Origin of the sequence: Geomonas sp., assembly GCF_035254065.1 — a bacterium.
GTDB lineage: Bacteria > Desulfobacterota > Desulfuromonadia > Geobacterales > Geobacteraceae > Geomonas.
Genome location: NZ_DATFBA010000078.1, coordinates 1 through 20,817, shown reverse-complemented (window position 1 = coordinate 20,817; position 20,817 = coordinate 1). Strand labels below are relative to the sequence as shown.

Sequence of the window (20,817 nt, the reverse complement as noted above, 5' to 3'; positions counted from 1 at the left end):
GTCACACTGGGACTACTGCTGGTGGCGGTACTGTTTGAGGGCTCTTTGGTAGGTCTCCCCAATCTCATTGGGAGAGCCGGCCTGTCGATGCCGGATCAGGCACCTGGCCAGGATGACGGCGAGGATCAGCAGGAGCAAGGTGAGCAGGGCGAGGCGGAGCATCTCCCTCGACTTTTGCGTCTTGGCCGGCCCTCCAGCCGGCTCGGGGAGTTCGCGCAGCTCGCTGGCCTTGCGCAGCAGGGCGATCTGGGTCACCGATATGTGCCTGAAGAGCAGATCGCGGTCCCGCTCGTCGAGCAAGACGAACTGGAGACCCACGCGGATGCGCTCCTCCCCGCGCTGCGTAACCGGTCTCACGTGGATGACGCGCGCCACCGCGTGGACCAGGCGCCGCGGCGTCAGCGGAAGGGAGATCTCCAGGGCCAGCCACTCCTCGGGGCCTACCGGTTCCGGGATACTCAGCAGGATGCCGCCGCCACCGAGGTTCACCTCGCTTCCGGCCAGCTCTTGCCATTGCAGCTTCACTGCCGGCTGGTAGCGCGCATGGTGGGCGGCTATCACGTAGGCGTCATACCCCTGGAACTTCATCTGCTCATGTTCCTTGCGGTGTGCCCAGTCCCTTTCCAGGTCGGCCCGGCTGGCGTCGGACGTGAAGGCGTAGCTCACCTTCAGTTCCAGGTTGATCCGGAAAAACTGTCGTCGTTCCCGCGGGGTGAACCTGCCGAACAGCCTGATCCGCAGCACGCGCCCGCCCCTCTTCTCGGTCACGATGCCGCTGCAGGTGTAGGCCTCCTTGTTGATCCAGATGCTGACGTCGAGGATGAAGCCGAGGTCGACCCGCACGTTGGCCGGGAGCACGTCGCGCGAGATCTGCGCCAGCAGCTCGTCGCCGGCCGACTCGGCTACCACCGCCCAGTCTCGGAAGACGTCGCCCCCCGACAGCGGGATGCCCACCTCTATCCGCATCCCTTCCTGGAGATAGTGCCGGTATTCCCCGTAGTCGTCTTCCTGCATCGCCGTGCCCCGTTTCTTATGAGACAGCAGAAACCATCACCACATTAAACAGCGCTCTTTTTAATTTGCAAGAGCTTATGCTGGTTTGCCTGTGCGGCCGGGCGGCGCAAAGGTAATGAGAAAGTGTTGACAACGGCCGGGTATGTGATAAATGAGATGCTGTTTGTCACATTAAACAGCAAGCAAAGGAGAGATATGAAAAGGTTCGTAGGCAAGGTGATAGCGTTGGCCGTGCTGGTGACGGCTACCCAGGCAATAGCGGTTCCCGCTGGCAAGAGCGTGGATTGGCAGACTCCGATGGGGAAAGTTGTGTTCAAGGGGGACGACCACGCCGGCAAGGGGCTCAAGTGCAGCGAGTGCCATCCGAAGGTGTTCGCGATGAAGAGGGAAGCCAAGTTCAAGATGGCGGACATCTACGCGGGCAAGTACTGCGGCACCTGCCACAACGGTAAGCGGGCCTTCGCGGCCAAGGGCAACTGCACCAAGTGCCACAAGAAGTAGGACGCAGTATCAGCTGAAGTGGAAGATCAGTCCCGTCAAGGCTGCTCCCAGGATCACGGCCATAGGCGCTATGGCCGTGAACTGGAGCACCAAAAATCCCAGGCTGAGCAGGATCAGGTCGCGGAGGCTGGTGAGCGAGCTCTTCGACAAGGTGTAGCCGGCCGCGAAGATCAGCCCCACCACCGCCGGCAGGATGCCGTCCAGGAAATCGTTGAAGGCGTCGATGCGCCGGAACCGCTCGTAGCGGCTGGTGAGAAACAGCATGAGCGAGGTGCAGGGGAGAAAGACGCAGACGGTGCCGGCCAGGGCGCCGAGGAAACTCCCGCGCTGGAAACCGACGAAGGTCGCCAGCATGGCGAGCGGCCCCGGGGTGAGCTGGGAGAGCGCAACCCCGTCCAGAAACTCCTTGAGGGTGAGCCAGTGCATCTGGTCCACCATGATCCGGTGCAAAAGCGGGATCAGTACGTAGCCGCCGCCGAAGAAGAGCAGCCCCACCTTCAAGAATATCCAGCACAACTTCAGGATGCCGGTCACGGGCGCATCCTCCCCGCATACCATCCCTTGGCAATCCCCACGCAGCCAGCAACCAGAAGGACAGTGAGAGCGCTCACGCCGAAGAAGGCGGAGGCCACGAAGGCCGCCAGCGCGATGAGCGCGGTGGGAAGCTCCGCCGCCTTTCTGCGGGCCATGCCGATGCCGGCCACCAGCACCAGCGAGATGACGATCGGGTTGGAGCCGATCAGGGCGGCCTTCAGTTCGGGGAGTTCGTGAAAATGGAAATAGAGCAGGCTCAAAAGGGTGACCAGCAGAAAGGATGGGGTGAGGAAGGAGACGGTGGCCACCACGCCGCCGGCGAATCCCCGCAGGTAGCTCCCCACGAAGGTGCAGATGTTCAGCGAGTAGGGGCCCAGCACCTGGCCGAAGGCCAGCCCGTGCATGAACTCGTCGTGCCCGAGCCACTTCTTGTCGTGGACGCAGCGCCTCTCCACCACGGCCACCACGGCCATGCCGCCGCCGAAGCTGCTGGCCCCGATCTCCAGGAAAGTGCGGGCGATCTCGCCTAGTGTGACCTCTTTGACGTCCCTTTGCATCCGGGCTTTATAGCAGCATCGACAGTGGTGGAAAAGACTTTTTTATACTCCTGTTCCTCTTCCCCTCTGCCGCCAACTCTGCCTCGCCCTACGGGAGAGGGCAGGGGAAAGGGAATCCTCGCGTCATTATGAAAACTTCCCTCATCGGCAACGACCTCACGGCGTCCCCTCCCCTTCAAGGGGAGGGACAGGGTGAGGATGGGGTGCGGCGGCGTGACAGGGGAAATACAATCCTCCCTGTCCCCCCTTTATCAAGGGGGGACGTAACAGTGGCAAGATTATTGTTACTGTGAAAGGTGGCCACCCTGCACGGACATGAAGCTCCGGTGGCGTTTTGTATTGATCTCGGCAGCTAAAAACCGTAATACTGCATGACCTGAGCTAGTTAGCCTGCGGCCAAGGAGAGTGAGTCATGAGCGTCATCAAGAGATCCGTCTGCCCGTTCGATTGCCCCGATACCTGCGGGCTCTTGGTGGAGGTCGATGGGGGGAAGGCGGTCGCCGTGAAGGGGGACCCCGAGCATCCCTATACGCGCAGTTTTCTCTGCCCCAAGATGCTGCACTACGAGAAAAGCGTGCACTCCCCGCTCAGGCTGACCACCCCCTTGAAGAGGACCGGGGCCAAAGGCGAAGGCCGCTTCGCCCCCATCAGCTGGCAGGAGGCGATCGCCACCATTGCCGAGCGCTGGCGCGGCATCATCGGCGAGTTTGGCGGCGAGGCGATCCTCCCTTACTCCTACGCGGGGACCATGGGGATCGTACAGAGAAACGCCGGGCATCCCTTCTTCCACCGGCTGGGCGCCTCCCGTCTGGACCGCACCATCTGTTCCCCGGCCAAGGGGGCCGGTTGGCAGGCGGTGATGGGGAAGACCCCGACGCCGCACCCGGATACGGCCGGCAAGAGCGACCTCCTGATCCTGTGGGGAATCAACGCCGCCGCTACCAGCATCCACTTCATGAACGCGGTCAGGGAGGTGAAGGCCAAGGGGGGCGAGGTCTGGCTGATCGACACCTACCGGACGCCGACCGCCTCGGCCGCCGACCGCACCTTCCTGGTTCGTCCGGGAAGCGACGGCGCCCTGGCCCTTGGCATCATGCACATCCTTTCCCGTGACGGCCTCACCGACGACGACTTCCTGGCCGCCAACGTGCTCGGTTTCCAGGAACTCAGGCAGGAGGTGCTGCCGGAGTGGACACCGGAGCAGACCGCCAGGGTCACCGGCCTGCCGGCTGCCGTCATCGAGGAGATGGCCAAGGCGTACGGTAGCGCCCGGGCTCCCTTCATCAGGATGGGGAGCGGCCTTTCCCGCTACGGCAACGGGGCGATGACCGTGCGCTGCATCTCCTGTCTCCCCGCCCTGGTGGGGGCCTACGGCAAGGAGGGCGGCGGCTGCTTCCCGGACACCTCGACCGGCGGGGCCTTTGCCACCGACCAGCTGTTGCGCGAGGACCTGATGCAGCCCCCTACCCGGATCGTCAACATGAACCGGCTCGGGCACGCGCTGAACGAGCTGGCCGACCCGCCGGTGATGTCGCTCTACGTCTACCACTCCAACCCGGCGGCGGTCACCCCGGACCAGAACGCGGTCCTCAAGGGGCTCGCGCGCGAAGATCTCTTCACCGTGGTCCACGAGCGCTTCCTGACCGACACCGCCCGCCACGCCGACATCGTGCTCCCCGCCTGCTCCTCGGTGGAGACCAGCGACATCTACCGGGCCTATGGCACCTACTGCATCCAGCGCGCCCGCCCCGCCATCGAGCCGGTGGGGGAGAGCAAGTCGAACTGGCAGGTCTTCTCGCTGCTGGCGGCCGAGCTCGGCTTCCGGGAGGAGATCTTCGCCCTGACCGCTGACCAGATGATCGACCACCTGTTGTCCATCCCTTCCAAGCTTCGGGAGGGGATCGATACCGGCAGGCTGGATGCGGGTCTCGCCGTCGAGCTGACCGTGGCGAGGGAAGGGTGGGGCACCCCTTCCGGCAAGATCGAGATCCTCAACACTCAGCAGCCGATGCCGCTGCCGCGTTACCTGCCGACCCACGAGGAAAACGGTGAGCTCCCCTTCCGGCTGATGACCGCACCCAGCCCCTTTGCGCTGAACGCGACCTTCTACGAGCAGGAGGAGCTGCGGGCCAAGCAAGGGGGGATGCGGCTCCAGATGAACCCGGACGATGCACGGGCCAATGGGCTTCTGGACGGCGAGCGGGTGGTTGCTTTCAACGAGCGGGGGGAGGTTACTTTCCTGCTCACGGTAACCGACCACGTGCCGGCGGGGGTGGTGGTCGCCGAAGGGGTGTGGTGGACCGCCTTCGCCCCCGGCAGCCGCAGCGTAAACGCGCTCACCTCGCAGCGCCTGACCGACCAGGGGGGCGGCAGCACCTTCTACGACAACCGGGTCGACGTACGGAAGGAGTAGCCTTGCCCCCTCCCTCCGCTTCCCCCTCGCCCCTTCAGGGGAGAGGGTGGCCGAAGGCCGGGTGAGGGAGGTTACTGTTTTTCCTCCTCATGATTTCGCTAAAGCTGCCGATTACTTAGGCATAGATCGGCAAACAAAGCGAAATCGGGGGAGGCATGGAACCCAATAAGAAGATACTTCTGGAAAGCGGCACCAACGAGCTGGAGATCGTCGAGTTCAGGATCGACGAGCGCGACAGCAAGGGAAACGTGGTTCCCTGCTACTTCGGCGTCAACGTCGCCAAGGTTCGCGAGATCATCCGCCTGCCCGGCCTGCGCAAGGTGGTGAACGCCCACCCGGCGGTCTGCGGCATGATCAAGCTCAGGGAGCAGGTGATCACCCTGATCGACCTCTCCCGGGCGCTCAACAAGAACACGGAAGGGATCGCCGCCGAGCGGGTCATCGTCCTGGAATTCAACCGGGTGGTGGTGGGCATCCTGGTCCACTCCGTCTCCCGCATCTACCGCATCTCCTGGGAGAACGTGGAGCCGCCCGTGAAGGCGATCCACGATGCCAACATCACGGGCGTGGTGAAGATGGAGGACCGCATCATCCTGATCCTCGATTTCGAGAAGATCGTGGGTGAGATCTCCCGCAGTGACGCGCTCTCCAGGCCGAGCGACGAACTGATGCTGTCAGATAAGTCGGTGAACCGCGCCGCCAAGACCATCCTGGTCGCCGACGACTCCAAGTTCATCCGCGGCACCATCTGCGACTCCCTGCGGGGGGCCGGCTACCAGGTGGTGGAGGCTGAAAACGGCGAGGACGCCTGGACGCAGGTGACCGCGCTGCGCGAGAAGGCGGAAGGCCTCGGCGGCGATATGTCCCAGGTCCTGAACATGATCATCACCGATATTGAAATGCCCCGCATGGACGGCCTTCACCTCACCGCGCTGATCAGGAAGGAGTCCGGCCTGGACCAGGTCCCGGTCGTGCTCTTCTCCTCGCTGGCCAGCGACGACAACAAGGTGAAGTGGAAAAACCTGGGGGCGAGCGACATCCTCACCAAACCGGACCTTCCCAACTTGGTGGAAAGAGCGGACTCTCTTGTCTTATGATGATTCTCCCGAACTCTCCGTCGTAGTACCCGTCCTCAACGAGGAAGCGGAGCTCCACCGTTTCCTCGAAGAGCTTGCCCGGCAGCGTGACACCCGTTTCGAGCTGATCCTCTCGGACGGGGAGTCCGGCGACGGCACGGTGGCAGCCGCGAAGTCGCTGGCCGGGCAGCTCCCCTTTCCGCTGCTGGTGGTGGACGGGGGGAAGGGGAGGGCGGCCCAGATGAACGTCGGCGCCGGCCTTGCCCGTGCGCAGCTTCTGCTTTTCCTGCACATCGACTCGCGCTTCCCCGACCCTCTTGCCTTCCGCAAGGGGATCGACGCTCTCACCCCGACACTTTCCGGCGCCACTCCTCTGGCCGGGCACTTCATCCTGGAATTCGATTTCCCTGAGCTCCCCCCCTTACCCTATCGCTTTTACGGCGCCAAGGCGTCGCTGGACCGGCGCGGCTGCACTCACGGCGACCAGGGGATGCTGATCCCGGCCAGCTTCTTCGGCGAGGTCGGGCCCTTCGATCCCAGCTTGCCCATCATGGAGGACACCTTTTTGGCTGAGCGGATCAGGGAGGTGGGAGGGTGGCTGCTCCTCCCCGCCCGCATCAGGACCTCACCCCGTCGTTTCCTGGCCGAGGGGCTTCTTGCCAGGCAGACCCTGAACGCCATCCTGATGGACCTCGCCCATACCGGCCACCTGGACCTGATGGCGTCGCTCAAGGAGTGCTACCTTAGCCAGGATGCCACCCACAGGCTGGAGCTTTTCCCGTTTCTGAAGGTTTTGAAGGAGAGGATTGCCGCACTGCCGCGCGACAGGAGAGGGGTGCTGTGGCGGGAAACCGGCCGCTATGTCCGGTCCAACGCCTGGCAAGTTCCCTTCTGGCTGGATGTGCTGATCGGCAAGGGGGGCGCTGGCAAGGGCGGGCCCTTCCTCGCGTTGCACGACCGGTGGCTGGGGCGGTTGATCGACAACGGTCTCGCCGACCGCGCTGCTTCTCTGCTGGTTTGGATCTGGTTCAGGTGTGCGCTACTGCTTGGCCGTCGCTGACGCAGTTCAGGCGGTCCCGTCGCAGGAACGGCTGGCATCCTCGGCGTCGAGGAAGGACTCCAGGGCGGCGGTCTGCCTCTCGTCCAGGTTGTGGAATTCCACGCCGAAACCGACCGGAAGGGCGGGTTTGACGCGGTGGTCGTCGCCGTTGGTCCAGGCCACCCGTGCATTTACCTCCATCAGGAAGGGGGCCTTGCCTGGCAGGTACAGGGCCATTCTCAGCCGGGCGTCCTGGCGGACCGGATGGTCGCTCACCAGGTAGACCCCTCCGTCGCTGATGTCGAGGGTATGTCCGGCGAGGGGGGTGGTACCGTCCAGGACGAGGACGGGAATCTGGCAGGAGACTCGCAACTGTCGCCGGTCCACGGCAACCGTGAACTTCCGGGCCATGGCGAGGAACTCGCGGCGGTCGATCGGCTTGGTGAGGTACCCGTTGCAGCCGGCCTGTGCCGCCCGCTCGCGGTCGTGCTCGTTTCCCTCAGTGGTCAGCATCACGATGGGGATGTCGCAGTAGAAGGGATCTTTCTTGAGTTGGGCGAGGCAGCTGATGCCGTCCATCTCCGGCATGTTCAGGTCCATGAAGATGAGGTCGGGGGGATCCTTCCTGATCACTTCCAGGGCCTCCCGGCCGTTGCCGGCGGTGATCACGTCCACCTCGGAAAGCTTCAGGTAGCTCTTCTCCAGTTCCAGGATCAGCTTGGTATCGTCCACCAACAGTATCTTCGGTTTCGTCACGGTCCCCCCTCAATAGCATCTACAGTGCATTGCATAGCAAGGCGGCAGCAGGGCTGCTGTCGCTGAATTCCGGTCATTTACCGATATTGCCAGGTGATTGTCAAGCGGGAAAATAGGCGGAGAGCCCAATCCATGGCCGGGTTAGCAGCCGGCCAACCACTACACGATGACCCGCACGAAGTCGGGGATCGACTTCAGGGTGAGCGGGGCGCAGCCGAAGAAGTCCCCGTCGCACTGCACCGCCTTTCCCCCCTCCACCTTTAGCTCGCTGGCAGTGAAGATGGTGACCGAACGGCTGCCGGAGATCTTTCCCAGCAGCAGGCGCAGGAAGATCTTCAGATAGGCAAGCCTCCCTCCGCTGATACAGATGACCTGGAAGCCGGGAGTGAAAAGGCCGCCGCCGGGGGAGAGCACGAAATTCCCCCCGTATTTGGCGGCGTTGCAGACGATGACGCTGTCGCAACTGAGGTTGCTGCCGTCGGCGGTTACCATGAGGGGAGTGCGGTCCCAGGCGAACAGCAGGCGAAGCGCCGACAGGGCGTAGGCCGCCTTCCCCACCAGCCTCTTCTCGGGCAGTCGCACTCCGCGGACCACGGCGCCGTCCACCCCCACCCCCGCCATCAGCAGGAAACGCCTGCTCTCGCCTCCGCAGATCATTTCACCAACCGGGATGGGCCGGCACTCGCCGCGGATCACACGCTTCACCGCATCCTCGACCGAGTGGATCTCCAGTTCGCGCGCCAGCACGTTGGAGGTGCCGAGCGGGATGACGCCGAGGGTGGCAGCGCCCGGCGCGAGCCCGTTGAGGACGCCGTTCAGGGTACCGTCGCCGCCGGCGACCAGGATGAGCGGGGCCTCGTTCTCCTGGCAGATGCGCGCGGCGAAGCGGGCCGGGTCGGCGGCGCTGGCGGTCGGCATCAGCAGCGGCGGCAAGCCTCTCTCGGCGAGGATGGCCATGATGTGATCTATCTTTTTCTGGGAGTAGGTCCCGGAGGTGGGGTTGACGATCAGGAAGCAGGGTTTCGGCAAGGCGGCCTCGTTTGCTGCGTGATGTGGGAAGACCCCCATCCTCACCCTGTCCCTCCCCTTGAAGGGGAGGGGACGTAAAGCGCGGCGGCTTGTTAAGGATGGAGGGCGCGGCGGCACATGTGGTCAGTATGCCTTCTGTCTTCCGGGTACTCCCTCCCCTTCAAGGGGAGGGTAGGGGTGAGGATGGGGTTCCCGCGTTGGCCACAGATATAAACGATTTCCTGCGTAATCTCAATCGACTTTCGCTACTTCCCCCTTGCTGCCGTTCCCCGCTTCCTTGTCGGCAACCGCGAAGCGGCGCATGTTCTCCAACATCCCCTTAAGCTTGCGGTCGACGAGGTAATTGACGGTCCCCTCCGGGTAGCTGCCGTCGGCTGCCACCTTGCCTGCCGGCACACCGGTCAGCACCTCGATCCCCTGGTCGATGTCGACCACGCTCCAGATGTGGAACTTGCCGTCCCGGACCGCCTCCACCACCTCGTCCTTCAGCATGAGATTGCGCTCGTTGAGTTTGGGGATGATCACCCCCTGCTCCCCGGTCAGCCCCTTGGCCTTGCAGACGGCGTAGAACCCCTCGATCTTGTAGTTGACCCCGCCGATCGGCTGCACCTGGCCGAGCTGGTTGACGCTGCCGGTAACGGCGATCCCCTGCCGGATGGGAAGTTCGGCAAGGGCGGAGAGCAGGCCGTAGAGTTCGGTGGAGGAGGCGCTGTCCCCCTCGACCCCCTCGTAGGACTGCTCGAAGCAGATGGAGGCGGAGAAGGAGAGGGGACGTTCCTTGGCGAACTTGCCGCGCAGGTAGCCGGTCAGGATCAGCACCCCCTTGTCGTGGATCGGGCCGGACAGCTTCACCTCCCGCTCGATGTTGACCATGCCGGCGCGCCCCAGGGAGACCCGGGTGGTGACGCGGGAGGGGCGCCCGAAGGTGTAATCCCCCATGGTTATCACCGAAAGGCCGTTTATCTGCCCCACCACGCCTCCCTCGGTGTCGCACAGGATGGTCCCGTCGGCGATGTACTCCTGTATCCTCTCCTCGATCCGGTTGGAACGGTAGATCTTCTGCTCGATCGCCTTGTGGACCCATTTGCGATCCACCACCTGGCCTCCCCCCAGCTCCGCCCAGTAGCTCGCCTCCCTGATCATGTCGGAAAGTTCCATGAACTGCGCGCTGATCCGCTCCTGGTCCTCCACCTGGCGCGCGGCGTGCTCCAGGAGGGCCGCCACCCCGCTGGCGGTGAAGGGGAGCAGTCCCTCCTGTTTGCAGTGGGTCGCCACGAACAGCGCGTAGTCCTGCATCACCTCCGGGGTGCGGTTGATCCTGCTGTCGAAGTCGGCCTTCACCTTGAAGAACTTCCGGTAGTCCGGGTCCATGTAGAACAGCAGGTAATAGATCCAGAGCGAGCCGATCATGATGATCTTGGCGTGCAGCGGGATCGGTTCCGGTTTCAGCGTGACCACGGTCATGAACCGGTACTGCTCCAGGACGTCCTCGATCTTGATCTCGGAGTTGCGGATGCAGCGCTTGAGCGATTCCCAGGCGAAGGGGTTGATCAGCACCTCGCGCGCGTCCAGGATGAGGTAGCCGCCGTTGGCCCGGTGCAGTGCACCCGGCTTGATGAGGGTGAAGTTGGTGGTGGCCATCCCTCCCATCTGCATGACGTTCTCGATCCTGCCGAACAGGTTGTTGTAGGTGGGGTTGGTCGGGAAGACGATGGGGGCGCCGCTTTCCGGGTCGTTTTCCACCACCACGTTGACCTCGTAGCGCTCGAAGGTCGGCTCCTGCTTGGGTAGCCTGAGGCCCGGGATCTGCGGGGGCGGGGTCTGTGGCTTGAAGTCCTCCAGGTTCAAGAGCAGGTCTTCCTGGACGCATTCCAGGTAGTGGAGGACCTTCTGGAAGCCTGCGTACTTCGCCTTGAGGGGATCCAGGTGATGGCCGATCGCCGATAGCCCCAGCTCCCGGTCCAGTTTGGCCAGGTCGTCGCGCAGCGCCTTCTCGTTCTCCCTCACCTGCCGCAGCGCGTCGTTGAGCTTCTCGGTCAGCGCGCGCCCCATGGCGTCCATCCGCTCCCGCTCTTCCGGCTCCAGCGCCTCGTACTCGTCCTGGGTGTAGTTGCGCCCCTCCTTCTGGGGAACGATCACCAGGCCGGATACCGTGCGCTGCAGGGCAAAGCCGTTCTCGGAGGCCTCCTGCTCCAGCTCGGAGAAGATCTCGCCGTTTTTCTCCTGATATTCCTCGATGATGCGCACCCGGTCGGTCTCGTAGTCCTTGCTCTCCAGGGCGGTGGGTATGTTGGCCCGCACGTAGTCCAGCAGTTCCCTCATGTCGGCCGCGAGTTCGGGCCCTTTGCCGGCGGGGAGCGAGATGGCGATGGGGGCGTCCGGGTTGCAGAAGTTGTTGACGTAGCACCAGTCGGGAGGAGGCGGGGTGTCCGCCACTCTCTTGGTGAGCATGTTGCAGATGGTGGTGCTGCGCCCGGTGCCGGGCTCCCCGGCCAGGTAGATGTTGTAGCCGTGATTGGCCATGCCGAGGCCGAAGTCGATGGAGGCGAGGGCTCGTTCCTGGCCGAGTCCCCCCGTGAGGTTGGCGATGTCTTCGGTGGTCGTGAAGGTGAATGCAGCGGGGTCGCAGACCCATCTCAGTCTCTCGACGGGAACCTTGCAATCGTTGTCGGACATGGGATCCTCCTTGGGGAAAGGGTGACTGGAAGCGCCATGCATGCCTAAAGTGTATCTGCCAAACCGTTCCCGCGCTCAGTGCGGTGCCTCGGCTGCAGTTTTACGGATGTTGACAGCGGGGGAGCCGCTCTTCGAGCAGCGGGGCGAAACGGCTGACCACCAGTTCCTTAACCTCCGCCATGGCGGGCTCTGCGCCGCGCTCCAAGGCGAGCGAGGTGATCGGGCATCCTGCCATGCCGCACGGGTTGATGTGCTGGAAGGGGGAGGTGTCCGGGGAGACGTTGAGGCAGAAGCCGTGCATGGAGACCCAGCGCCGGACGCCGACCCCGATGGAGGCGAGCTTGCCGCGGGTGGTCCAGACACCGGTGCGGCCGGCGCAGGTGAAGCCGGTGACGCCGAGGGCTTCGCTCACCTCCACCAGGAGCTCCTCCAGGAAGCGGAGGTAGCGGTGCAGGTCGCGACCGCGGCTGGCGAGGTCGATGATCGGGTAGCCCATCAGCTGTCCCGGCCCGTGGTAGGTGATGTCGCCACCCCTGTTGACCCGGTTGACGTCGAGGGTCGGGTCGAGCAGGTTGTCGAGGCTCCCGCCGGCGCCGATGGTGTAGACCGGGGTATGCTCGAGAAGCAGGAGTGCCTCCTCCTGGCCACCGCGCACCTGCGAGAGGAGCCGCTCCTGGAGCTCGAACGCTTCGCCGTATCCCATCGTGCCGAGGTCGTGGACGATCATGGGAAAATCCCATCCTTACCCTGTCCCTCCCCTTTGAAGGGGAGGGGACGTAGAGGCTGAAGTTCTGTTGAAGAGTGGGCAGGACCCACCGCTTGAGACGTGCCGCCCTCCACGTACCGCTATCACGTTCCCCCCTTGATAAAGGGGGGACAGGGGGGATTGCTTTTGGCAGTTGAACGTCTGCCGGAAGGAGCCATCAGGCGTGGATCGCCCGTTTGTCCACGTCCAGCGCGGCTTCCCGCACGGCTTCCGACAGGGTGGGGTGGGCGTGGACGGTGAGCGCGATGTCCTCGGCACTCCCTCCGAAGCTCATCACGGTGACCGCCTCGGCGATCAGGTCGGAGGCGCGGGGCCCCAGGATGTGCACCCCCAGCACGCGCCCCCCCTCGCTTTCGGCGAGGATTTTAACGAAGCCTTCCGTCTCGTCCATGCATTTGGCCCGGCCGTTCCCCATGAAATTGAACTTGCCGCTCTTGTAGGAGATCCCCTGTTCCTTCAGTGTCTCCTCGGTCTTGCCGACCGAGGCCGCCTCCGGCCAGGTGTAGCAGATGCCCGGGATGCAGGCGTAATCGACCTCGCTCGGCTCTCCCTGCATCCGTTCGACGCAGACCACCCCCTCGTCGGAAGCCTTGTGGGCCAGCATGGGGCCGGCGATCAGGTCGCCGATGGCGTAGATGCCGGGCACGCTGGTCTGGTAGTCGGCGTCCACCACCACGCGGCCGCGCTCCAGCCTGATGCCGAGCCCTTCCACTCCCAGCCCCTCGGTCAGCGGCCGGCGCCCGACCGCCACCAGCACCTTGTCGCACTCGATCTCCTGGACTCCGCCCTGGGCCTCGACCTTCGCCACCAGCTTACCGTCCCGTTTCTCGGCCCCGGCGACCTTGGCCTCCATCATGAAGCGCATCCCCTGCTTCTTGAGCGCCCGCATCAGCCCGTCTGCAACCTGTCCGTCGCTCCCCGCCACCAGCCGCGGCAGCATCTCCACCACGGTCACCTGGGCGCCCAGCCTCAGCCAGACCGAGCCGAGCTCGAGGCCGATGTATCCTCCACCGACCACCAGCAGATGCCCCGGCACTTCCGGGAAGCAGAGGGTCTCCCGCGCACTCACCACGCTCTCCCCGTCGAAGGGGAGGGAGGGCAACTGCACCGCCTCGCTGCCGCTGGCAAGGAGCACCTTCTTGCCGGTAATGGTGGCGGCAGCGGCGCCGGAGACCTGCACCTGCTGGTCACCCTGCTGGTTGGCCCCCAAAAGCTTCGCCTCGCCGATGAAGGTCTGTACCTTGTTCTTCTTGAACAGGAAGGCGACGCCGTCGGTGAGCTTCCTCACCACGTCGTCCTTTCTCGCCATCATCTTGCCGACGTTGATGGCCGGTGGCGCCACCTCGATGCCGTGTCCAGCGAAACGGTCCTTGGCGAGGTGAAACAGTTCGCTGGTGTCGAGCAGCGCCTTGCTCGGTATGCACCCCTCGTTGAGGCAGACGCCTCCCATGGTTTCCCGCTTCTCGACCACGGCGACCTTCATGCCGAGCTGCGCCGCCCTGATGGCCGCCACGTAGCCGCCGGGGCCGGCCCCGATCACGATGAGGTCAAAGATCTCTTCAGACATTGCGTATCCTCCGTTCAATTCACGTCACCATCCTCACCCTGTCCCCCGCCTCCGCCATGGCTACGGCGCGGCAAGCTTCTCCTTGAAGGAGAGGGGACGCTGTGGACCCCTCCCCTTCAAGGGGAGGGCTGAGGTGAGGATGGGGTTGCTTTTCAACTCTCGAGGAACATCTCTTCCGGTTCCTCGATGAACTGTTTGACCAGCTTCAGGAATCCCACCGCCCCCTTGCCGTCCACGATCCGGTGATCGTAGGAGAGCGCCAGGTTCATCATGGGGCGGATCACGATCTCCCCATCCTTCACCACAGCCCGCTCCTGTATGGCATGCATGCCGAGCACCCCGCTCTGCGGCGGGTTGAGGATGGGGGTGGAGAGGAGCGAGCCGTAGATGCCGCCATTGGAGATGGTGAAGGTCCCCCCCTCCAGGTCGGCGATGGCGAGCTTGTTGGTGCGGATCTTCTCCCCGAAATCGACGATGCGCTGCTCGATTTGGGCGAGGGTCAGCGTCTCGGCATCGCGCAGCACCGGCACCACCAGCCCCTTCTCGCTGCCGACCGCGATGCCGATGTCGCAGTAGTTGTGGTAGACGATATCGTCGCCTTCGATGCTCGCGTTGATCTCGGGGAATTCCTTGAGGGCCTGGCAGCAGGCCCGTACGAAGAGCGACATCAGGCCGAGCTTCACGTTGTGGCGCTTCTGGAAGAACTCGCCATGCTTCTTGCGCAGGCCCATCACTTCCGACATGTCCGCCTCGTTGAAGGTAGTCAGCATGGCGGTCTGCTGCCGGACGGCTACCAGCCGCTCGGCGATCCGTTTCCGGATGGGGGACATGGCCTTGCGGGTGACGCGCTCAGCTTGCTCTGCGTGGAGCGGTGCCGAGACGGCGGGCGCAGCGCCCCCCTCCCGCTGATACTGCCCCGCCGACGGCTCGCGAGCCACCGCACGGGCGCTCCCCTGCACCGGCGCCGCGGCTGCTGGCTCTTGGCGAGGGGCGGGCTCTGCCGGCGCCTTGGCCGCTGGGGCTTCCTGCCCTTTCAGGAGATCCTCCCTGGTGATCCTGCCGCCGCGCCCGCTCCCCTGCAGCTCGCGCGTGTCCACCCCCATCTCCCGGGCCAGTTTGCGGCCCGAAGGCGAGATGGGAGGCATGGTCTGCTCTTTCGGGGGCTCCTTGACGGGTGGGGCCTGCGGTTGCGGCTCGCGCACCGGGGGCGTCTCCGGCTTGGGCTCCTCGACCGGCGGCGTCTCCGGCTTCGGCTCGCGCACCGGCGGTGCCTGTGGTGCCTTGGAGGGAGTGCCGGGTTTTGGCGCCTCGGCCGCAGCCGGCTTACCTTCTCCCGCCGCGGCTTGGGCTCCCTCCTCGATGGTGCCGATCACCGCCCCGATCTTCACCGTCTCCACCTCGGGGACCAGGATGTTCAGCACCCCGGCGGCCTCGGCGGTCACCTCGAGGGTCACCTTGTCGGTCTCGATCTCGCAGAGCGGTTCGTCCTTTTCCACGTGGTCACCGCTCTTCTTCAACCACCTGGCAATCAGCGCCTCGTAGACGGATTCCCCGACTGACGGCACCTTGATGTCCATAACGCCCCCTGCAGTGAGGTAAGTTGGCCCCTCTTCCAGAGAGGACCCTTGCTTGGAAACTCCTCCTCCCAAAGGGGGGAGGTTGGCGGGGGGCTCTGCTTGAGATTGCGGCAGCGCTCCCCCTCCCTGACCCTCCCCCTGCGGGAGAGGGGATGTTGGTGAGAGTGAAGAATGGATTTGACTGGCCTCGGTGGACCGCCGGGCTACTGGCTGAGCGCCTCGGTGATGATGCGCTCCTGTTCCACACGGTCCAGGCGATGTGAGCCGGAGGCGGGAGCCGCGGCGTCGGGGCGTCCGACGTAGCGCGGCGCTGCTCCCAACATCTCGGTGAGCTGGGGCCTCAAGAAACGCCAGGCGCCCATGTTGTGCGGCTCTTCCTGCACCCAGCTGAAGCGGGTGCCGCTCGGGTATCTTTCCAGCTCCTCCCGTAAGAGGTCGGCCGCCAGCGGATAGAGCTGTTCGACCCTGACCAGCGCTATCTCGGCCACCTGGTCCTTGGCTATCCGGTCGGCCAGGTCATAGTAGATCTTGCCGGTGCAGATCAGCACCTGTTTCACGCTACCCTGCCGGGCCGGCTCCGCGATAACTTCCTGGAACTGGCCGGAGGTGAGATCGTCGAGCTGGGAGACGCACATCGGGTGGCGGAGCAGGCTCTTGGGGGTGAACAGGACCAGTGGCTTGCGGAAGTTCTGCAGCATCTGGCGCCTGAGGACGTGGAACAGCTGGGCGGGGGTGCTCGGGAAGACCACCTGCATATTGCCGCTGGCGGAAAGGGCTAAGAAGCGCTCGATGCGGGCGCTGGAGTGCTCGGCTCCCTGACCCTCGTAGCCGTGCGGCAGCATCAGGACGAGGCCGCTGGAGCGCTCCCATTTCGCCTCGCCGCTGGCGATGAACTGGTCGATGATGACCTCGGCGCCGTTCACGAAGTCGCCGTACTGCGCCTCCCAGATGGTGAGCGCCTCGGGGGCTTCGATGGAGTAGCCGTACTCGAACCCCAGCACGGAGAACTCGGCCAGCATGCTGTCGTAGGCGCGGAACGTCGCCCCTTCCCGCGCCACCGCTTCCAGCGGGTAGTAGGGGGTGCCGTCCTCCTGGTCGAAGAGCGCCGCGTGCCGGTGGCTGAAGGTGCCGCGCCTGACGTCCTGCCCGGAGATGCGGACCGGAATCCCCTCATTCAAAAGGGTGGCGAAGGCGAGCGTCTCCACATTCCCCCAGTCGAGCGGCCCTCCCTTCAAGAGCGCCTCGCGCCGTCTCTGCAGCAGGGCTGCCACCTTGGGGTGGGGATGAAAGCTCGCCGGGATCACCGAGAGCCGCTCGGAGAGCTCCAGAAGGGGCTCGGCCGCCACCTTGGTCTCCACCGGTCCCCGGTGGACACCCGGCTTCATCCCGCTCCAGCGGGCGAGGAAGGCTGATTCGGCCGGAGCCGTATCGCGGGGGCTCTGCTGGTTGATCTGGTCGGCCACCTCCGCCTCGATCTGCTTCAGGTCGTCCTCCTCGAATCCCTGGGAGAGGAGTTCCATCTCGTAGAGCGCGTGCAGCTGCGGGCGGAGCTTGATGGCCTCGTACATGAGCGGCTGGGTGAAGTACGGCTCGTCCCCCTCGTTGTGGCCGAAGCGGCGGTAGCAGATCACCTCCACCACCACGTCCTTCTGGTAGCGCTCGCGGTAGTGCAAGGCGAGCTGCACGGCGTGCACCACCGCCTCCGGGTCGTCCCCGTAGACGTGGAAGATGGGGGCCTTGACCATCTTGGCCACGTCGGTTGCGTAGTGGGTCGAGCGGGCGTCGGCGGGGAGGGTGGTGAAACCGATCTGGTTGTTGAGCACGATGTGCAGGGTGCCGCCGGTCCGGTAGCCGGCCAGTTGGGAGAGGTTGAGGGTCTCCGCCACGATCCCCTGGCCGGAGAAGGCGGCGTCGCCGTGGATCAGCAGGGGGAGCACCCGCTGCTCGGCCCCCTCGCCCAGGCGGTCCTGGCGCGCGCGGGACTTCCCCTCCACCACAGGGTCGATCGCCTCCAGGTGGCTGGGGTTGGAGGTGAGGGTGAGGTGCACCGTGCGCCCGTCTCCCAAGGTGAGGTCTGCGGAGTACCCCTTGTGGTACTTCACGTCACCCTCGCCGACCACGCCGTACTCGGCGTTGTCGGAGAACTCGGCGAACATGCTCTCATAGGGCATGCCGAAGATGTTGACCAGCACGTTGAGGCGCCCGCGGTGCGGCATGCCGAACACGATATCGGTCACCCCCAGCGAGGCCGCCTCGCTCACGGCTGCGTCCAGAAGCGGGATCAGCACGTCCCCCCCTTCCACCGAGAAGCGGGTCTGGCCGGGGAACTTCTTCTGCAGGGCCCGCTCGAAGAGCGCCGCCTCCTTGAGCTTCCTCAGAATGGTCAGTCGCTGCTCCGCGCTGAAGGTCCCCCGGTTGCCGGTGGGCTCCATCCGGTCGATCAGCCACTGGCGCTCGTCGGGGTCCTGGATGTGCATGAACTCGACTCCGGTGGAGCCGCAGTAGGTGCTCCTCAGCACCTGCACGATCTCCTTGAGGGTCGCGGTCTGTTTCATGAATCGGCGGGTGTGGAAGGTCTTGTCGAGGTCGTCGCTATCCAGCCCGAAAGCGGAGAGCGCGAGCAGCGGATGCTCCAGGGGGCACGGCGATAGGGGGTCGGTGCAGGCCAGGAGGTGGCCGATGTCGCGATAGCGGTAGATGAGGGATTGGACTGCGGAGTGTTTCAGCGCTTCCTCGGCGCTTAAGGGGGCTCCCGCCGCGCTCGGGGCGCCAGCCAGCTCGAAGCCGGTGAAAAAGGCGCGCCATTCGTCGGAAAGCTGCTCAGGGGTGCTCTTCCAGATCTGGTATTGGTTCTCGATCCAGAGAGGGCTCAAGTTGTCCACCATTCCCATCGTCTGCTCCTCTCATGAATGTTTCTAATTCATGAATAACAGGTAGTGTAGCAGATGAGGGGTACCTTTCAAGCCTCGTGCTTCCGCGCGTAGCGCCAGACGAACACCTTTTCCATGGTGATCATGCCGCCGTCGATCATCTCCCTGACCCTGGGGAGCACTGCCTCGATCCGCTGGCGGTCATCGACCATCTCGACCACCACCGGCAGGTCGGAGGAGAGTCGCAGCAGCCGGTCGCTGTGGTGCATGCTGTGCGGCCCGAAGCCGGCGATGCCGCGCAGGACGGTGGCTCCGGCCAGCCCTTCCTTACGGAACAGCTCGACCAGCGCCTCGTAGAGGGGGATGTGCTGGAACTTGTCGCTCTCCCCGATGAAGATCCTCAGCAGAACCTGCTCGCCTGCGATTTCATCAACCATACCGGACTCCGTAACCTTTCCTGAGTGGAGAAAGTTGGATCATGTGCAACGAGGTTATAGTCCCATCATCTAAAATTCCATCCCAGGCTCAACCCCATGATGTCGGAGGTGGATTCGGGCTGGAAGAAGGCCTGGTAGCCCACCCTCTTGAGCGGCGACTGCGACCAGCGGAACCCCTCGTAGGTGAAGGCGACCTTCAGGTTCCGGTAACTGGCTCCAGCCTCGGCAAAGCCGCTCCAGAGGGAGCCGGGGTGGAAGGTCACGGTGCCGGCACCGGCGAAGTCGACGCTGTTGCCGGTGTAGAAGGGATATTTGCCGCCCCCCTCTACATACATGGTCCAGTCGGAGGAGGGACGGTAGCTCCCCCGTGCGCCCAGCCGGCAGTAGACGCTGTCCCAGGTCTCGGTGTAGCCGGAGACCGGCACCCCTGTCGCGGTCTGGGAGTCGTGCAGATCCCTGGTCCACCAGCGGTAGCCTATGCCGGCGAAGGGCTCGAAGTTGAGCAGGTCGGGGGGGAGCCGGTAGCCAAAATCCGCTTCCCCCCTGGTGCCGACGTAGGTGACGTCGGTTTTCACCGGGACCGGGTTGGGCGCCTGCGTCTCCCCGTCATAGCTGATGACGCCGCCGAAGACTTCGGCTTTGGCGGTGATGGTCATGGCCAGATCGGTGAGGATCCCCACCTTGACTCCGCCGGAGAACAGGGGGCCGTCTTCGTCCAGCAGGCGCCTGCCGCCGTAGTACTCCTTCCAGGTGTAGTGCTGAGCCGTGAAGAAGGGGGTCAACTGCTCCAAGGTGGCTGCGGAGGCTCCACCGGCGCAGCAGACGACACATAGCAAGGTGGTGATCAGTACCTTCAATCGCAACGGTGGTGTCATCAGGGACCTGTTTCTTCCTTTTTCCTGCGGGGTGCACGTTTTTTCTTGGCAGGTTCCGAGCCGGCAGCAGCTTCCTGCCCCGCGGCCGTCTCGACCGGGGCGGCTGCTGATTCCAGGCCGGTCCCCTGTGCCGCCGCGGCAGGTTTGGTCTTGGCCGGCCGCTTCGCCCTCGGTTTAGCCGCTGCCTGTGCCGCACCTGCCGCCGGTTCTCCGGCAACCGGTGCCGCCGGAGCCGGTTGTGCGGTAGGCTCAGTCGCGGGCAAAGCCGCGGCACCTGCGGCGGAGGCCGATTCCGCCTTGGCCCCCTTGCCTCGCTTGGCGGCGGTAGCCGGCTTGGAGGCCGGTTTACGGGGAGCCTTGTTCCCTTTGGCCTGTGCCGCGCCCCGCTCGCCGGCTACGGTGATTTCGACGGCCTCGGCGACAGGGACGACCTCGCCGACCTCGATGGTTCCGGCCGCTGCGGCGGTGACTACCTCTGCGCTCTCCTTGGCCGGTCTCTTCCCTTTGCCCCGCTTGGGCAGGGGCGCTTCCACCGCTTCCACGATCCCGGTCGGGGCCTCGGCCGCGACCATCTCCGCGCCGGCAACCGCGGCTTCGGCAGGTCCCTTCTTGCGGGCCGGCCGCTTCCTTTTCCCGGTTGCAGCAGCCGCGGCCTCGGCCGGTGCTTCGCTGACCGGCACCGCTTCCACGGTCACCGCCTGGGTCGCCTCGGAAACCACCGCAGCCGCAGTCTGTTCGCTGACGGCGGGCTGGAACTCGGCAGCCTGGGCGGGCGCCGCTTCCCCGGAGGAGATGACTGCTTCCTGTGCGGCCGCTTCGTGCCCCTTGCCGCGCCGTCTCTTGCGCCGGCGCTTCTTCTTCACCTCCTCAGCCGGGTGCTCGCCGGTCATCTCGGCATGCTCGGCCGCCGTCTCGCCTGTCTCCGCGTGCTGAACGCTTTCAGCGGGGAGCAGCTCAGCGCCCTCGGAGGGAAGGTCGATGGCGACCTCTGCCTGGTGGGCAGCCGCCTCGGCGCCGCCTCCCTTGCCGCGCCGTCTTTTGCGCCGACGTTTCTTCTTCTGCTCTTCGTGCTCTCCCTCGGCGAGCACCACCCGTTCGGCCCCGTCCGGTTCCACCACCAGGGCGACCGG

General features: G+C 64.8%; 16 protein-coding genes and 1 pseudogene. 4 read left to right on the top strand and 13 right to left on the bottom strand.

The annotated features are described in order from the left end of the window. Window positions 1-12 precede the first annotated feature (12 nt). Complete coding sequence (locus VJ604_RS04225) at window positions 13-1,014, bottom strand: PilZ-like domain-containing protein (RefSeq protein WP_324080132.1); 1,002 nt, start codon at window positions 1,012-1,014, stop codon at window positions 13-15. 195 nt (window positions 1,015-1,209) lie between these two features. Between VJ604_RS04225 and VJ604_RS04220 the strand changes: the two genes are divergently transcribed. Beyond that, complete coding sequence (locus VJ604_RS04220; protein ID WP_324080131.1) at window positions 1,210-1,515, top strand: cytochrome c3 family protein; 306 nt, start codon at window positions 1,210-1,212, stop codon at window positions 1,513-1,515. A 9-nt stretch (window positions 1,516-1,524) separates the two neighbouring features. Here the strand turns inward: VJ604_RS04220 and VJ604_RS04215 are convergent, their stop codons facing one another. Next, window positions 1,525-2,049, bottom strand: coding sequence for a chromate transporter (locus VJ604_RS04215; protein WP_324080130.1), 525 nt, complete (start codon window positions 2,047-2,049; stop codon window positions 1,525-1,527). Beyond that, window positions 2,046-2,606 (bottom strand): chromate transporter, encoded by a 561-nt coding sequence (locus VJ604_RS04210; RefSeq protein WP_324080129.1) that lies wholly within the window; start codon window positions 2,604-2,606, stop codon window positions 2,046-2,048. Before VJ604_RS04210 ends, VJ604_RS04215 begins: the two co-directional genes overlap by 4 nt. A gap of 412 nt (window positions 2,607-3,018) precedes the next feature. On the opposite strand from VJ604_RS04210, the gene VJ604_RS04205 reads away from it, so the two are divergent. From VJ604_RS04205 to VJ604_RS04195, 3 genes are all read left to right on the top strand, one after another. Then, on the top strand, window positions 3,019-5,019 hold the full coding sequence (locus tag VJ604_RS04205) for a molybdopterin oxidoreductase family protein (protein WP_324080128.1): 2,001 nt from the start codon (window positions 3,019-3,021) through the stop codon (window positions 5,017-5,019). A gap of 155 nt (window positions 5,020-5,174) precedes the next feature. Next, a complete protein-coding gene (locus VJ604_RS04200) occupies window positions 5,175-6,116 on the top strand; it encodes a chemotaxis protein (protein WP_324080127.1) in 942 nt (313 codons plus the stop codon). Further along, window positions 6,106-7,155: a TIGR04283 family arsenosugar biosynthesis glycosyltransferase gene (locus VJ604_RS04195; protein ID WP_324080126.1), complete on the top strand. Its 1,050-nt coding sequence runs from the start codon at window positions 6,106-6,108 to the stop codon at window positions 7,153-7,155. The genes VJ604_RS04200 and VJ604_RS04195 overlap by 11 nt, the downstream gene beginning before the upstream one ends. A gap of 6 nt (window positions 7,156-7,161) precedes the next feature. Here the strand turns inward: VJ604_RS04195 and VJ604_RS04190 are convergent, their stop codons facing one another. From VJ604_RS04190 to VJ604_RS04145, 10 genes and pseudogenes are all read right to left on the bottom strand, one after another. Continuing rightward, the gene (locus tag VJ604_RS04190) at window positions 7,162-7,890 is read right to left on the bottom strand and encodes a response regulator (RefSeq protein WP_324080125.1); all 729 of its coding nucleotides are present in this window, start codon (window positions 7,888-7,890) and stop codon (window positions 7,162-7,164) included. A gap of 159 nt (window positions 7,891-8,049) precedes the next feature. Then, window positions 8,050-8,919: a diacylglycerol/lipid kinase family protein gene (locus VJ604_RS04185; RefSeq protein ID WP_324080124.1), complete on the bottom strand. Its 870-nt coding sequence runs from the start codon at window positions 8,917-8,919 to the stop codon at window positions 8,050-8,052. A gap of 231 nt (window positions 8,920-9,150) precedes the next feature. Beyond that, a complete protein-coding gene (locus VJ604_RS04180) occupies window positions 9,151-11,595 on the bottom strand; it encodes a Lon protease family protein (protein ID WP_324080123.1) in 2,445 nt (814 codons plus the stop codon). Window positions 11,596-11,695: 100 nt separating this feature from the next. Further along, window positions 11,696-12,322: a lipoyl(octanoyl) transferase LipB gene (gene lipB, locus VJ604_RS04175; RefSeq protein ID WP_324080122.1), complete on the bottom strand. Its 627-nt coding sequence runs from the start codon at window positions 12,320-12,322 to the stop codon at window positions 11,696-11,698. 196 nt (window positions 12,323-12,518) lie between these two features. After that, window positions 12,519-13,928 (bottom strand): dihydrolipoyl dehydrogenase, encoded by a 1,410-nt coding sequence (lpdA, locus tag VJ604_RS04170; protein ID WP_324080121.1) that lies wholly within the window; start codon window positions 13,926-13,928, stop codon window positions 12,519-12,521. Window positions 13,929-14,080: 152 nt separating this feature from the next. Further along, window positions 14,081-15,505, bottom strand: a complete 1,425-nt coding sequence (gene odhB / locus VJ604_RS04165; RefSeq protein WP_324080120.1) for a 2-oxoglutarate dehydrogenase complex dihydrolipoyllysine-residue succinyltransferase — start codon at window positions 15,503-15,505, stop codon at window positions 14,081-14,083. A gap of 203 nt (window positions 15,506-15,708) precedes the next feature. After that, entirely contained in the window at window positions 15,709-18,396 is a 2,688-nt protein-coding gene (locus tag VJ604_RS04160; protein WP_324080119.1) for a 2-oxoglutarate dehydrogenase E1 component, read from the bottom strand. Between the two features lie 68 nt (window positions 18,397-18,464). Beyond that, window positions 18,465-18,812 carry a putative PII-like signaling protein gene (locus tag VJ604_RS04155; protein WP_324080118.1) on the bottom strand — a complete coding sequence of 116 codons (348 nt, stop codon included), beginning with the start codon at window positions 18,810-18,812 and terminating at the stop codon, window positions 18,465-18,467. Window positions 18,813-18,877: 65 nt separating this feature from the next. Then, window positions 18,878-19,687 carry a hypothetical protein gene (locus VJ604_RS04150; RefSeq protein WP_324080117.1) on the bottom strand — a complete coding sequence of 270 codons (810 nt, stop codon included), beginning with the start codon at window positions 19,685-19,687 and terminating at the stop codon, window positions 18,878-18,880. Further along, a pseudogene (locus tag VJ604_RS04145) lies at window positions 19,687-20,817 on the bottom strand (ribonuclease E); the annotation flags it as partial. The pseudogene VJ604_RS04145 and the gene VJ604_RS04150, both read right to left, overlap by 1 nt.